Origin of the sequence: Streptomyces sp. NPDC101191 (assembly GCF_044767915.1) — a bacterium.
Taxonomy (GTDB): domain Bacteria; phylum Actinomycetota; class Actinomycetes; order Streptomycetales; family Streptomycetaceae; genus Streptomyces.
The window spans coordinates 30,449-44,850 of record NZ_JBIWOU010000016.1 but is presented as its reverse complement, the minus strand read 5'-3'; the positions used below and the strand labels follow the sequence as shown (position 1 = coordinate 44,850).

Annotated in this window: 11 protein-coding genes; 2 read left to right on the top strand and 9 right to left on the bottom strand. The window is 73.4% G+C overall.

The genetic code is table 11. The features are described 5' to 3' along the window. Positions 1-2: 2 nt before the first annotated feature. From ACIRQF_RS37310 to ACIRQF_RS37275, 8 genes are all read right to left on the bottom strand, one after another. Positions 3-1,457: a hypothetical protein gene (locus ACIRQF_RS37310; protein WP_404099365.1), complete on the bottom strand. Its 1,455-nt coding sequence runs from the start codon at positions 1,455-1,457 to the stop codon at positions 3-5. Positions 1,458-1,747: 290 nt separating this feature from the next. Next, positions 1,748-2,722 carry an N-acetylglucosamine kinase gene (locus ACIRQF_RS37305; RefSeq protein WP_404099363.1) on the bottom strand — a complete coding sequence of 325 codons (975 nt, stop codon included), beginning with the start codon at positions 2,720-2,722 and terminating at the stop codon, positions 1,748-1,750. Further along, entirely contained in the window at positions 2,713-4,032 is a 1,320-nt protein-coding gene (locus tag ACIRQF_RS37300; RefSeq protein WP_404099361.1) for a 6-phospho-beta-glucosidase, read from the bottom strand. Before ACIRQF_RS37300 ends, ACIRQF_RS37305 begins: the two co-directional genes overlap by 10 nt. An 8-nt stretch (positions 4,033-4,040) precedes the next feature. Continuing rightward, a complete protein-coding gene (locus tag ACIRQF_RS37295; protein ID WP_404099358.1) occupies positions 4,041-4,946 on the bottom strand; it encodes a carbohydrate ABC transporter permease in 906 nt (301 codons plus the stop codon). 4 nt (positions 4,947-4,950) lie between these two features. Next, a complete protein-coding gene (locus tag ACIRQF_RS37290) occupies positions 4,951-5,892 on the bottom strand; it encodes a carbohydrate ABC transporter permease (RefSeq protein ID WP_376630518.1) in 942 nt (313 codons plus the stop codon). Positions 5,893-5,896: 4 nt separating this feature from the next. Continuing rightward, positions 5,897-7,240, bottom strand: coding sequence for an ABC transporter substrate-binding protein (locus ACIRQF_RS37285; protein WP_376630517.1), 1,344 nt, complete (start codon positions 7,238-7,240; stop codon positions 5,897-5,899). 47 nt (positions 7,241-7,287) lie between these two features. Then, positions 7,288-8,502 carry an ROK family transcriptional regulator gene (locus ACIRQF_RS37280; RefSeq protein WP_404099356.1) on the bottom strand — a complete coding sequence of 405 codons (1,215 nt, stop codon included), beginning with the start codon at positions 8,500-8,502 and terminating at the stop codon, positions 7,288-7,290. A 499-nt stretch (positions 8,503-9,001) separates the two neighbouring features. Then, the gene (locus ACIRQF_RS37275) at positions 9,002-10,111 is read right to left on the bottom strand and encodes a mechanosensitive ion channel family protein (RefSeq protein WP_376630513.1); all 1,110 of its coding nucleotides are present in this window, start codon (positions 10,109-10,111) and stop codon (positions 9,002-9,004) included. 224 nt (positions 10,112-10,335) lie between these two features. On the opposite strand from ACIRQF_RS37275, the gene ACIRQF_RS37270 reads away from it, so the two are divergent. Continuing rightward, a complete protein-coding gene (locus tag ACIRQF_RS37270; RefSeq protein WP_376630511.1) occupies positions 10,336-10,905 on the top strand; it encodes an HNH endonuclease in 570 nt (189 codons plus the stop codon). A 59-nt stretch (positions 10,906-10,964) separates the two neighbouring features. On the opposite strand, the gene ACIRQF_RS37265 is transcribed toward ACIRQF_RS37270, so the two are convergent. Beyond that, positions 10,965-13,994 carry a beta-N-acetylglucosaminidase domain-containing protein gene (locus tag ACIRQF_RS37265; protein ID WP_404099353.1) on the bottom strand — a complete coding sequence of 1,010 codons (3,030 nt, stop codon included), beginning with the start codon at positions 13,992-13,994 and terminating at the stop codon, positions 10,965-10,967. A 219-nt stretch (positions 13,995-14,213) separates the two neighbouring features. On the opposite strand from ACIRQF_RS37265, the gene ACIRQF_RS37260 reads away from it, so the two are divergent. Beyond that, on the top strand, positions 14,214-14,402 hold the full coding sequence (locus ACIRQF_RS37260) for a hypothetical protein (RefSeq protein WP_376630696.1): 189 nt from the start codon (positions 14,214-14,216) through the stop codon (positions 14,400-14,402).

Below are 14,402 nucleotides of genomic sequence, written 5' to 3'. Positions count from 1 at the left end.
TCTCACCGGTACTCCGACAGTCTGCGGTTGACGCCCGCCACGGCGCACACCGCGGCGAGCACGCCGAGCGCGGCCGCGCCGAACGGCAGCCCCGTCAGCGCGTCCCGGCCGCCCTCGGCGGCGCGGGTGAACTCGTCCTGCTCGTGCGCGAGGGCCCGGCCGAGGGCCGCGTCGACCTGGTCGAAGGACTGGCCGGTCGAGTCCGTGGTGCCGATGATGCGGTTCATCGCGCCGGTGAAGTCGCCGGCGTCGTCGAGGACCCGGGCCTGCTCGTGGCGCTTGCGCCACTCGCCGGTGCGGGCGACGGCCTCGGTGAGCGGGCCGCTGCCGGCCTCGTCGTCGGCGAGCCGCCGCGCCGCGTCGAGCGCGGAGCCCAGGGCGGCCACGCTGCTCGTGTAGTCGGCCTCGTACTTGTCGCGCTTGCCGTCCTCGGTGAGCACCGCGCCGCGCGCGACCACCGCCAGGTTCTCGTTGGCACGGGCCTTCAGGGAGCTGATCCGGGCCTCGTTGAGCACCTGGAGGGATTCCTGGCCGTGCGCCCGGGCGTCGTTCAGACCGGCCCGGGCCAGGGCGTGCCCGGCGAGCAGCCACAGCACGGCGGCCACGCAGGCGGCGCTCGCGGCGAGCAGACCGCGGTTGAACACCCGGTTCGTCATGACGTAGTTGCGGCGCTGGGCCCAGGCCACGAAGGCCAGGGCGAGCGCCCCGAGGGCCAGGGACAGGAACGGCCAGGCGCGGGCCTCGTCGTCGTCCCGCCCGAGCCGCCCGGTCTCCAGCGCGTAGAGCCGCTCGGCGGCGGGCAGCAGCTCGTGGCTCATCGTCTGGTTCGCGTACCGCAGATAGGCACCGCCGAGCGGCAGGCCCTGGCGGTTGGCCGCGCGGGCGCGCTCGATCAGGCCCGTGTAGCGCGGCAGGTGTTCGTTCAGCGTGGCGATCTCGCGGGCCGCGTCGCCGTCGGCGTCCGTGCTGGCGGCGGCCCTGACGAGCAGCCGGGAGGCGGTCGTGACGTCGTCCGCGTACCGCTCGCGGATCTGCGCGGGCTCCTGCGGGCCGGCCAGGAAGCCGCTCGCGGCGGTGGCGTCCGCGTCGGCGAGCGAGCGGTAGATGTCGGCGGCGTCGGCGCTCAGCGGCTGGCTGCGGCCCACCACGTCGTCCGCGTACGAGGCCCGGTCGGCGACCTCGAAGGACGTGACGGCCCCGAAGGCGAGGACCAGGAGGGCCAGGAGGGCGCCGAGGATGCGCAGCCGGCCCGGTTCGGTCGTCGCGGCCCGGCGCAGGATCTCGCGTCCCTGTGCCCAGGCACCGGGCGCGGCGGGCGGCGGCACGGATCCGGCTCCGGACGGCAGGGGCCGGCCCGGCGGCCCCGGCTGTGCGGGCACACCGGAGCCCGGCCGCGCGGTCGCGGTGGTCGCGCCGGGCGCCGCCGAGGCGGCGGCCGCGTTCGGCGGGTATGTCACGTGACCTCCCCCTCGGTCTGAGACGTCGACCCGTCCTGCCGGTGGAGCGGTGGACGACTACCCGGCCAGCAGTATGGCCGCAGCGCCCGCCCCGCACACCGGGATTGACCTGATCTTGTTCCTATCGTGCCCCATGCGTCCGCTGCTTCCGCAGGCGAACCCCCCTTCGCACGGCTGTCACCTTGAATACGTCGGGCGGCCGAAATCGGTTCCACCCCGAACGTCCTCGAACGAGTGAACATGCGTGCGGGGCGCCCCCGGAGGGACGCCCCGCACGCACCCGGCACGGCTCAGGACGCGTAGTGCTCCCGCAGCCGTGCCGCCGCCGCACCGGACGCCCCCACCGCGTCCAGGGCGAGCAGTCCCGCGCCGAGCACCGGCGGAGCGGTCACCACGCCGATCACCGCCTTCGGCGCCTTCGCGGCGAGCAGTTCCGCGATCCGCCCGTCGAGCCGCGGATGCCGCGCGGCCAGCACACTGCCGCCCAGCATCACCGGCGCAGCCTCGTCGAGCAGTCCGAGCCGTCCGAGGGCCACCGAGGCCAGCGCCACGATCTCGTCGGCCAGCCGGTCCACCAGGGCCTGGGCCACCGGGTCGCCCTCCGCGCTCGTCCTGAAGAGCACCGGCGTCAGTTCGTGCCGGCGCTCGTGCGGGATGCGGCCCAGGTGCAACGCCTCGATCAGCGCGTACATCGACGGCAGCCCGAAGTGTCCGGGCAGCGTGCGGGCGAGTGCGGTCGGCCCGCCCCGGCCGTCCTCGGCGCGCGCGGCGAACCACAGCGCCTCGTCGGCGAGTCCTCCGCCGCCGCCCCAGTCGCCGGAGATCTTTCCGATCGCGGGGAAGCGGGCGGTGCGCCCGTCCGGCAGCATGCCGACGCAGTTGATGCCGGCCCCGCACACCACGGCCACGCCCCGCGGCTCGTCGATCCCGGCGCGCAGGATCGCGAAGGTGTCGTTGTGCACCTGGACCGAGCGGCTCCAGCCGCGCGCCTCCAGGGCCGCCTTCAACGCCTCCTCCTCCACCGGCAGATCGGCGTTGGCGAGACAGGCCGCGACATGCGCGAACACCGGCTCGGCGGCCGCGGCCAAGCAGGCCCGCTCCACGATCTCCGCGATCGTGTCGAAGGCCGTGTCGACCCCCACCACCGGCGGCTGGAACCCGCCGCCGCGCGCCGCGCCGAGGACGGTGCCGTCCGGGGCCAGGACGGCGACGTCGGTCTTGCTGTTGCCGGCGTCTATCGCCAGCAGCGTCCCGTTCAGGCCCACGCCAGGTGCTCCCGGTTGTGCGCGATCAGCCGGTCGGTCAGCCCGTCGGCCCGGTCGAACTGTCCCACCAGCGGGTGCGCCAGCAGGGCCTTGAACACCCGGTCCCGTCCGCCGCGCAGGGCGGCCTCCAGGGCCAGGTCCTCGTAGGCCGTGACGTGCGCGATCAGACCCGCGTACAGCGGGTCGACCGGAGCCACCGGCAGCGGTACGGCGCCGTTCGGCCCCACCGCCGCCTGGACCTCGATCACGGCGTCGTCCGGCAGGAAGGGCAGCGTGCCGTTGTTGGCGGTGTTCACCACCTGGTACGGCGAACCGCCCGCGCGCCCACCGCCGGTGCCCCCGGCCGAGGGCCCCGCGGACCCCTTGCCCGTTCCGCTCAGCAGCGAGGCGGCCAGGTCCACGGCCGCCTCCGAGTAGAAGGCCCCGCCGCGCTTGGCGAGCAGCCCGGGCTTCTCGTCGAGCGCCGGGTCCCCGTACATCTCCAGGAGCTCCTTCTCCATCGCCGCGACCTCGGCCGCCCGGGAGGGCTTGGTGCGCAGCTCCTCCACGACGGCGTCGTGCGCGTAGAAGTAGCGCAGGTAGTAGGACGGGACGACGCCGAGCCGGTCCACCACGGAGCGCGGCAGGCGCAGGTCGCCGGCGACCGCGTCGCCGTGCTCGGCGAGCAGCCGGGGCAGCAGGTTCTCGCCTTCGGGGCCCCCGAGCCGTACGCCGGTCTCCCAGGTGAGGTGGTTGAGTCCCACGTGGTCGAGGTGCACCTCGGCGGGGGAGACACCGAGCAGCGCGGCGAACTTGCGCTGGAAGCCGATCGCCACGTTGCACAGGCCGACCGCCTTGTGGCCGGCCTGGAGCAGCGCCCGGGTCACGATGCCCACCGGGTTGGTGAAGTCGATGATCCAGGCGTCCGGGTTGGTGCGGCGGACCCGTTCGGCGATGTCCAGCACCACCGGGACGGTGCGCAGCGCCTTGGCGAGACCGCCGGCGCCGGTGGTCTCCTGGCCGACGCAGCCGCACTCCAGCGGCCAGGTCTCGTCCCGCTCGCGGGCGGCCTGTCCGCCGACCCGCAGCTGCAGCAGGACCGCGTCGGCGCCCTCGACGCCGGCGTCGAGGTCCGAGGTGGTGACGATCGTCCCGCCGTGGCCCTGCCTGGCGAAGATCCGCCGGGCGAGGCCGCCGACGAGGTCGAGCCGGTCGGCGGCCGGGTCGACGAGGACGAGTTCGGTGATGGGCAGGGTCTCGCGCAGCCGCGCGAACCCGTCGATCAGTTCGGGGGTGTAGGTGGAGCCGCCCCCCACGACAGCGAGCTTCATAACGTCGGCTAGCCCTTCACTCCGGTCAGTGTGACGCCCTCGACGAACGCCTTCTGGGCGAAGAAGAAGACGAGGATCACGGGGGCCATGACCAGGACGGTCGCGGCCATGGTCAGATTCCAGTCGGTGTGGTGCGCGCCCTTGAAGGACTCCAGGCCGTAGCTCAGGGTCCACGCGCCCGGGTTCTCGGAGGCGTAGATCTGCGGCCCGAAGTAGTCGTTCCAGGCGCTGAAGAACTGGAAGAGCGCGATCGCCGCGATGCCCGGCTTGGCCATCGGCAGCACGACCCGCAGGAGCGTGCGCAGTTCGCCGCAGCCGTCGACCCGGGCCGCGTCGAGGTACTCGTTGGGGATGGTCAGCAGGAACTGGCGCAGCAGGAAGATGGAGAACGCGTCGCCGAAGGCCATCGGGACGATCAGCGGCCACAGCGTGCCGGACAGGTCCAGCTGCTTGGCCCAGAACAGGTACATCGGGATGACCACGACCTGCGGCGGCAGCATCATCATCGAGATGACCAGCATCAGCGCCAGCCGGCTGCCGCGGAAGCGGAACTTGGCGAGCGCGTACGCCACCGGGACCGAGGACACCACCGTCAGGAGGGTGCCGAGGCCCGCGTACAGCAGGGTGTTGCGCCACCAGGTGAGGAAGCCGGGCGTCTCGAAGACCCGGACGTAGTTGCCCCACTCCCAGGTGTCGGGGGTGAGGTCGCGGGTGAGCGCCTGCTGGTCGCTCATCAGCGAGGTGAGCATGACGAAGACGAAGGGCAGCACGAAGAACAGCGCGGCGGCGACGCCGAGCGAGTGCACCGCGATCCAGTGCAGGACCGCCTGGCGGCGGGCGGCGCGCGCGGCCGGGGTGGCGCCGGTGAGCGGTGCCACCGGGGCGGCCTCGCGTTCCTGGAGGGTCTGGCTCATGGATTCAGTCACCTGCCTGGACGAGACCGCCGCGGCGGCGCATGAGCAGAGCCGTGAAGGCCATGGCCAGGGCGAAGAGGACGAGGGCGGTGGCGCAGGCGGCTCCGTAGTCGAAGCGCTGGAAGCCGAGGTTGTAGACGAGCTGCGGCAGGGTCAGGGTGGACTTGTCCGGGTAGCCGGGCTCGAACTGCTGGCCGGAGCCGCCGATGACGCCCGAGGCGACCTTTCCGGCGACCAGTGGCTGCGTGTAGTACTGCATGGCCTGGATGACCCCGGTGACCACGGCGAACATGACGATCGGCGAGATGTTCGGCAGCGTGACGTAGCGGAACCGCTGGAAGGCGGACGCCCCGTCGAGCTCGGCGGCCTCGTACTGCTCCTTCGGCACGTCGAGCAGCGCGGCCATGAAGATGACCATGAGGTCGCCGACGCCCCACACCGCGAGCATGGTGAGCGCGGGCTTGGACCAGGCGGCGTCGTTGAACCAGGCGGGGGCCGGGATGCCCAGCCCTTCGAGGACCGAGTTCAGCGGCCCGGTGCCGGGGTTGAGCAGGAAGACGAAGGCGAGGGTCGCCGCGACCGGCGGGGCCAGGTACGGCAGGTAGAACAGGGTGCGGAAGACCCCGGCTCCCGTCCGGATCCGGGTGATGAGCATGCCGACGCCGAGCCCGAAGACGACCCGGCAGGCCGTCATCACGACCACCAGCCACAGGGTGTTGCGCAGCGCCGGCCAGAACAGGGGGTAGTCCCGGAAGACATACGTCCAGTTGGCCAGGCCGTTGAAGGACGGGGCGGCGAAGCCGTCGTAGTCCATGAAGGAGAAGTAGACGGTCGAGAGCAGCGGGTAGGCGAAGAAGACGCTGAAGCCGATCAGCCAGGGCGACAGGAACGCCGCCGTGCGAAGCGCCGAGCGGCGGCGCTTCGAGCGGAGGGTGTGCGTGCTCATCGGGCTACTTCGCCTTGGCGATGTCGGTGTCGATCTGCTGCGCGGTCTTCTCCAGGCCGCCCTTGAGGTCGGTCACCGAGCCCTTCTCGTACTGGAGGGCGAAGTCCTGGAGGGTGTTGAGGTAGGTCGCGCCGTTGACGGCGCCCGCCGGGGTGTTGGACTTCGGGTGCCGGGCGATGTCGAGGAAGGTCGTGAAGCGCGGGTCGAACTTCAGGTTCGGGGACTTCAGGGCCTCGAAGGTGGAGGGCACGTTGCGGATGCCGTTGGCGAACGCGACGACGGCCTCGGTGTCCGTCGTCATAAACCTGACCAGTTCCCAGGCGGCGTTCTGCTTCTTGCTCTGCGGGGCGATGCCCATGATCGTGCCGGACAGGAAGCCCTTGCCGTAGTCGCCGGGCCGGCTGTCCGGGACGGGCATCGGGGCGACGCCGATCTCGAACGGCACCTTGGCGTCGGTGGCCATGCCGAGCCGCCACTCACCGTCGAGCTGCATGGCGACCTGGCCGGTGTGGAACGGGTGCTTGGCGCCCCACTCGTCGCCGAAGGTGGTGCGGTACTTCTCCAGCTTGGCGTAGCCGCCGAGCTCGTCGACCAGCTTCTTCTGCGTGGTCATCATCTCGGCGACACCCGGGTCGCTCGCGACGGTCGATTTCCCGCTCGCGTCGAAGTAGGCCGGCCCCCAGCCGCCCAGGTAGTGCTCGGTGGTCGTCTCGTAGCCGTGGTAGTTCGGCATGAAGCCGAGCCGCTCGTAGCCGTCACCCTTGGGCTTGGTGAGCCGCTTCGCGTAGGCGAGCAGCTCGGAGTACGTCCGCGGCGGCTTCGCCGGGTCGAGACCGGCCTCCTTGAAGGCGGTCTTGTTGTAGTAGAGCCCGTAGGCGTCGGTGAGCAGCGGCATGGCGCACCGCTTGCCGTCGAACTGGGTGTAGTCGAGCAGCGTCTTCGGGATGGTCTTCTCGAGGTCGAGCTTCGACTTCTCGATGAAGGGCTTCAGGTCCGCGAAGGCGCCCGACGAGCAGAACTTGCCGACGTTGGACGTGGTGAAGGAGGAGACGACGTCGGGCCCCTTCGAACCACCGGTGCGCAGCGCCTGGTTGAGCTTGTCGTCGTTGATGTTGCCGACGACCTCGACCTTGATGTTGGGGTGTGCCTTCTCGAAGCGCTCGATGTTCTCGTTGATGGCCTGCACCTCGGAGGGGGCGGACCAGCCGTGCCAGAAGGTGATGGTGGTCTCGGCTGCGGGGTCGTCGGTCGCGCCGTTGTTCGCGGAGCCGGTACAGGCGGAGGCGAAGAGAGCTATGGAGGCGGTGGCGGCGAGGGCGGCGACGCGCCTGCGGGGGCGTGCGGGCATGACGAGTACTCCCTGGAACAGGTGGAGGTGGAGGGGTTCGGGACGGCCTATCGGGAGGTGTCGAAGACCTCGTCGCGGGTGGCGGCGAGGGCGGATTCGAGCGCGCCGCGCAGGACGGGGTGCCGGTCGACGGCGGCGAGGACGAGCCGCGGCCGGGACGCGGCGAGATCGGCGAGCTGGGCCTGGACCCGGGCGCGCAGCGGTTCGCCGCCGGGGGCCACGGCGGCGCCGGACAGGACCATCAGCTCGGGGTCGAGCACGGCGACGAGGGCGGCGAGGCCGGTGGCGAGGCGCTCGGCGTAGGCGTCGAGGAGCCCGGCGTAGCGCTCGTCCTCGGCGTGGCGCTCCACGGCTTCGCGGAGCAGCCGGGCCGCGACCTCGACGTACGGCTGCTCGGGCGTGCGGATCCCGAGGGACTTGGCGATGCGGGGGACGGACTGCACACCGGCGAGCTCCTGGAAGCCGCCGGAGTTGGCCTTGGCGACCTGCCGGACGAGCGGGGTGCCCGGCACGGGCAGGAAGCCGACCTCGCCGGCGCCGCCGGTGAAGCCGCGGTGCAGGCGTCCGCCGAGCACGAGCGCGGCGCCGAGTCCGGTCTCGTTCCACAGCAGCACGAAGTTCTCGTGGCCGTGGGCGGCGCCGAGGCGCTGTTCCGCGATGGCGACGAGATTGACGTCGTTCTCGTACTCGAAGGGCATGGGGAGGGCGACGGCCAGCTCGTCGAGCAGGGTGGGCGAGTGCCAGCCGGGCAGGTGGGAGGCGTACCGCAGCCGGCCGGTGGCCGGGTCGAAGGCGCCGGGGGTGCCGATGACGAGACGGTGGACGTCCCCGAGGGCGATCCCGGCGTCCTTCACGGCCCCGTCGAGGGCGTCGACGACCTGCCGGACCACGTCCTCGGCCCCGCGCCCGGGGGTGGGGACCCGGAACTCCCCGACGACCTCGCCGGTGACGTCGGCGACCGCGGCGTGGATGCGCTCGGGGCTGACGTCGAGTCCGGCGGCGTAGGCGGCGCGCGGGTTGACCGCGTACAACTGCGCGTTCGGCCCCGGCCGTCCCTCGGTGGTCCCGGTGGCGACGACGAGCCCGGCGGACTCCAGGCGCGCGAGCAGTTGCGAGGCGGTCGGTTTGGAGAGCCCGGTCAGCTTCCCGATCCGGGTCCGCGAGAGCGGCCCGTGCGCGAGCAACAGATCGAGCGCGGCCCGGTCGTTCATGGCGCGCAGCACGCGCGGAGTACCGGGCGTTCCCGGAGTCGTACCGGCCATGAGGTTCACTCCACCTTGCCGAGGTGCACTGTTAGGAAAGTTTCCTATTGGGTTGGGAGGAAGGTAAGGCGGAGGTCAGCGGGGCGTCAATACCTCCGTGGGCGATCGTTACCCCGCGTACGGACCCCGTACGACGTCCGGATCCCCCGCGGCCTCGGATGCGGCCAGGTCCGGATCGCCCCCGCGGCCTCGGAGGCGGCCAGGTCCGGATCGCCCCCACGGCCTCGGAGGCGGCCAGGTCCGGATCCCCCGCGGCCTCGGATGCGGCCAGGTCCGGCTCGCCCCCGCGGCCTCGGGGGTGGCCAGGTCCGGCTCCCCCGCGGCCTCGGGAGCGGCCAGGTCCGGCGGCCCCCCGCGGCCTCGGGGGCGCCCGGGTCCGGCCGCGCCCCGTGGCATTCTCCCCGAGACGTGACGGCGCATCGCATCACGACCGCGCACGAAGGGGCGCACCGCCGGAATGGCGGGCGCCCCTTCGTCGTGTGCGCGGGGTGTCCGTGCGCTACTTCGTGATCTCCGGCCTCGGGAGCGGGGTCGCCGCCGCGGACTGCGGGGAGGACGGGGAGGAGAAGGCGGACGGGGCCGACATGCCGGCCGTCGGGTCGGACTTCGCCGCCTCCTCCGCCTGCGGCGGGATGCCGCCGACGATGCGGATGCCCGCGTGGTCCAGGGCGCGCTTGATGCGCCAGCGCAGTTCGCGCTCCACGCCCAGCCGCTTGCCGGGCATGGTCTTCGCCGAGACGCGGACGGTCATGGAGTCGAGGAGCACCTCGGTCAGACCCAGGACCTCCACCGGGCCCCACAGACGCTCGTTCCAGGGCTCTTCCTTGGACATCGCCTCGGCGGCCGCGGTGATCACCTCGCGCACCCGGTCCAGGTCCTCCGTCGGGCGGACCGTCACGTCCACCGCGGCCGTCGCCCAGCCCTGGCTGAGGTTGCCGATGCGCTTGATCTCACCGTTGCGGACGTACCAGATCTCGCCGTCGACACCGCGCAGCTTCGTCACCCGCAGGCCGACCTCGACGACCTCGCCGGAGGCGACGCCCGCGTCGACCGAGTCGCCCACGCCGTACTGGTCCTCGAGGATCATGAAGACACCGGAGAGGAAGTCCGTCACCAGGTTCCGCGCGCCGAAGCCGATCGCCACACCGGCGACACCGGCCGAGGCCAGCAGCGGCGCCAGGTCGATCTTGAAGGCGCCCAGGACCATCAGGCCGGCCGTGCCCAGGATCAGGAACGAGGCCACCGAGCGCAGCACCGAGCCGATCGCCTCCGAGCGCTGCCGACGGCGCTCGGCGTTGACCAGCAGACCGCCCAGGGCCGTGCCCTCCACCGCCTGTGCCGAGCGGTTCATCCGGTCTATCAGCTTGGTGAGCGCCTTACGGACGAGCATCCGCAGCGTGAAGGCCACGACGAGGATCAGAACGATCTTCAGGCCCGTGTTCAGCCAGGTGGACCAGTTCTGCTCCACCCAGCCCGCGGCGTTCGTCGCCTTCTCGGCCGCCTCGTCCAGCGTCACCGGAACTTGCGTCGGGTCGTCGGCGGCGCGCAGGGCGGCGGACCAGGACACGGGGGGCACGGGGGGACCTCCAGGCAGGCGTTCGCAATCCATCCACACTAACGGGGGGCCGGGGGTCCTCCCGCCGTCGTGGCATACGTGTGCACAGGGGAAGACGGTCCGCGGCCGGGGAAGACTCCCGTACGCGCCGCGATGTGGTCGAGAACACCCCAGGGCCGTTACCCCCACGTGGTGGCGCACGGGCCTGGCATGAGGAGAGACTGAGAGCAGTTCGTCCCGGCGCGAGCCACGCGCCGCCGGCGTATTAGGAGGCATCCGTGCCGCACGTCCTGGTCCTCAACGCGTCGTACGAGCCGCTCGGCGTCGTACCGCTCCGCCGCGCGCTCGTCCTCGTCCTGGAGAACAAGGCACTCTGCCTCGAGGAGTCCGGCGCCTTCCTGCACAGCGAGAGCCGTGTCGTCGCCGCGCCCAGTGTGGTGCGCCTGAAGCGGTTCGTGCGGGTCCCCTACCGGGGGCCCGTTCCCTTGACCCGCAGAGCACTGTTCGCCCGCGACGGCGGGCGCTGCATGTACTGCGGTGGCGTCGCAACCAGCGTCGACCACGTCATTCCGCGCAGCCGCGGGGGGACGCACGCCTGGGAGAACGTCGTGGCGGCCTGCCGCCGCTGCAACCACGTCAAGGCCGACCGGCACCTGCGCGAGCTGGGCTGGCGGCTGCGGCACCAACCGGCCCCGCCGACCGGACTGGCCTGGCGGATCATCGGAACCGGCCACCGCGACCCGCGGTGGCTGCCCTACCTCCAGCCGTACGGCGCGGACGACGCCCTGGCCCGGATCGACTCCGTCGCCACCGCCCCCCAGCCACAGGGGGCCGTGACGACCGGTTGAGCCGGGCCTTTCGTGTTCCCGCCCCGGTGGTGCATCCGGTCCTCGTCGTGCATCCGGTCCTACGGGGAGTCGGGCGCCGTCGTCGCGTCCGGCTCCTCCTCCGGCGCGCCCCCGGGCTGCCCCGGCACGGCCGGCCGCTCCTCGACCGCGTACGTCTCCACCGTCCACAGGGAGTAGCCGTACTCCGTGGCCCGGGCGTCGCCCTGGACCCGCAGGAAGCGCGTGCCGGCGGCGTCCATCCGGACCGACTCCACCCCGCCCCGGCCGTCGCGGACCGTCGCCGCCGTGCGCCAGGTGCGCCCGTCGGCGGAGACCTGGACGCGGTAGCGGGAGGCGTGGGCGTCCTGCCAGTGCAGCACCACCCGGCCTATCCGGGCCGGCTCGGCCAGCTCCATCTGCCACCAGGCGCCGTCCTCCAGGGGCGAGGACCAGCGGGTCGCCGGGTCGCCGTCCAGGGCGTACGCGGCCGGGAAGTCGGGCGTCTCGTCGCCCGAGGACGAGGCCGTGGCCGTGCGGGCCAGGTCCGGCCCGCCGGTACGGGGGAACGCCCGCACCGTCAGGACCCGCTCCTCGCCCGCGAACGACACCGGAACGGTGTACGAGCCGGCCGGCACGTCCGCCGCCACCGACACCTCCAGGGGGACCGTCGCCCGGGTCCCGCGCGGCACCACGGCCTCCTTCGGCAGCCGGACCGTGATCCCCTTGGGTGCGCGGGTGGTCAGCGCCCCGCGCACCTCCGCGGCGCGCCGGCCCTCCAGGACGACGTCCACCCGCTGCGCCGGGCCGCCGATCTCGGCGTCCGTCTCCGTGCGGGCCAGTTCGAGCCCCGCGCGCGGCTCGTCGGCGAACCACGGCACCAGGGACCGCACCCGGCCGGGCCCGGTGCCGCCCCACACGATCCGCAGGGCCTCGGCCCGCAGCCCCTTCAGGTCCGCCTGCGTCCAGCCGGACGCGGCCAGCGGTCCGAGCCGGCGCCAGCCCTCGCCGGGCACGAACGCCTCCAGGAAGCCGGCGGCGGTCCCCGGCTCGGTCATCACGGTGAGCGTCTCCACCGGCCGCGAGCGGTCCAGCCGGACCGTGTACGCGTCCTGCGCCGCGTCCGCCCGCACCCCGGTGCCGCGGTCCCGGCCGGCGCCCGTCCAGGCCGCCGACTCCTGGGCCGCCCGGGCCAGGAACGCGTCGAGGACGCCCCTGCCGACCGTCACCCCGCCCGGCTTCAGTTCGGCGCGCCGCCGCTCCAGGTCCAGCTGGGCCCGCCAGGCGCCGGCGCCGTCGCCGCGGCCCTGGGCGAGCAGCATGTCGACGGCCGTCTCGCCCGCCGCGCCGTACCGCGCGAGCCGGTCGAGCCAGGGGCCGGCCTCGGTGCCGAGCGCCCCGCCCGCCGTGTCCTCCAGGCGCGCGGGTGCCTCGCGCATGACCGTGAACGCGGCCCGCAGCTCCCGCGCGGCCTTCTCCCGGGCCACCGGGTCGCGGCCGGCCCGGCCCGCCCAGAAGGCGGCGGTGAGCGGCTTCAGATAGGCGGACTCGCCGTCCGGGTCGAGGATCGAGGAGGCGCCGTTGCCGGCGAGGGCCCGCAGCGCCTCGCGGGCCCCCGGCTCCGGTCCGGCCAGCTCGTCGACGGCTGCCCGCCAGGACTCGTCGGGGCGGTAGCCCTTGGGGTTCCAGGCGTAGTCGGCGGTGGTGAACAGGGCCACCCGGGAGGCCGCGGCCTGTTCCATGCCGGTGGCGAGGAAGCCGGCCGAACCGGATGCCACGGCCGGTGCGCGGCCGGTCGCCGGGCCGAGGAAGAGCCGGTCCTGGGCGTAGTCGTTGACCGGGTAGTTGTCCATGGTGACCAGCGGGTGGCGCAGCGCCGCCCGGGCTCCGGCCAGTTCGCCGCCGGTGATGGTGCGGGGTACCGCGCCGACGCCCGTCCAGGCCACCTCCACGCGCGCGTCGAGCGCGTCGGCGAGCGCGGTGCGGTAGTCGGTGGCGCCGTCCTGGTAGTACTCCGTCGGCACCACCGAGAGCGCCGCCGCCCCTGGGTGCCGCTCGACCAGGTGCCGGGCGAGGGCGTTCGCCACGCGCGCGTGGGCCCGCGCGGCGGCCTCGGGGCCGCGCCCGAAGGTGTCGGCGTCGTCGGAGCAGGACCACTCGCTGTAGCTGACGTCCTGGAACTGCAGCTGGAAGGCGCGCACCCCGAGCGCCCACATGGCGTCGGTCTTCTTCGTCAGCGCCCTCAGGTCGGCGTCGGAGGACAGGCACATGGCCTGGGCGGGGGCCACGGCCCAGGCGAGCGTCACGTGGTTGGCGGCGGCCCGGGCGGCGAGCTCGCGGAAAGCGGCCCGCTCGGCGGCCGGGTAGGGCTCGCGCCACAGCGCCCGGCGGTAGGGGTCGTCCCCGGGGGCGTACAGATAGCGGTTCTGCTTGGTGCGGCCCATGAAGTCGAGCTGGGCGAGCCGGTCCGCCTGCGACCAGGGGCGGCCGTAGAAGCCCTCGGTCACTCCGCGTACGGCGGTCGCGGGCCAGTCGCGGGCGACCACGCCCGGAAGCGTCCCGCCGGGCCCGACGAGTTGACGGAGTGTCTGTACGGCGTGGAAGAGCCCGTCGGGGCCGGCGCCGTCGAGCACGACGGTGTCCCGGCCCTGGATCCGGCCGGTCGCGAGCCGGTAGCCGCCGTCCGGCAGGTCGCCCCGCTCGGGCACCCGCAGGGCGCGCAGCGCGGCCTCCGTTTCGAGGGTGTCGCCGACCCGGACCAGCGGGCCGCGCCCGGGTGCCGTCGTGTGCACGGTCCGCACCCCGGCCGCCCGGAGCAGCTCGCGCAGGGCCGTCACGGCGTACGGATCGGCGTCGGGAGCGGTGAGCAGCGTCACCTCGGAGCCGAGCGGCACGGCCGGCCCCGTGCTGGTCAGGGACTGGGGCCGGGGCCACACGCCGGCCGTCGTGCCGACCGAGGGGGCCGCCGGGTGCGCCGTCGCGCCGGGGGCGGTCACGGGGGAGGGGGCACCGGGCGCCGCGTAGGCGCCGCCGGGGGCGGCTCCGCCGAGGAGTCCGCCGATGACCGCGACCGTCACGGCCGTCGCCGTCCGCTTCCTGTGTCCGGGGTGCACAGGGGCTCCCTTCGGTCCCGTGGGTCACAAGTGGGTTACGAGCCCACCACCCGGGCCGACGGAGTGTCAATGCGCCTGGTCGAACTGTCTGCTTTGCCTGGTGACCTTTCGGCGAGGTGGCACCGTTTCGCCAAATTCGGCCGGTAAAACGGGGAACGATGGGTAGGGCTCCACCGACTGTCCTGATGTCTTACCTGTCGAGACGAACCCGGAGATCCCGTGAACGCCACCGACCACGCCTGCAAACGGATACGCATTCCGAGGCAGGGCGTGCCGCTCACCAGCGAACCGCCCCTGGCCGATGCCACGCCCCTCATCAGCGAGCCGCCCCTCATCGAGGCGGTCCCCTTGACCAGCGAACCCACCGCCCGCACCACCGCGGGCGGTTCGGAGTCCCCAGGAGTGTGA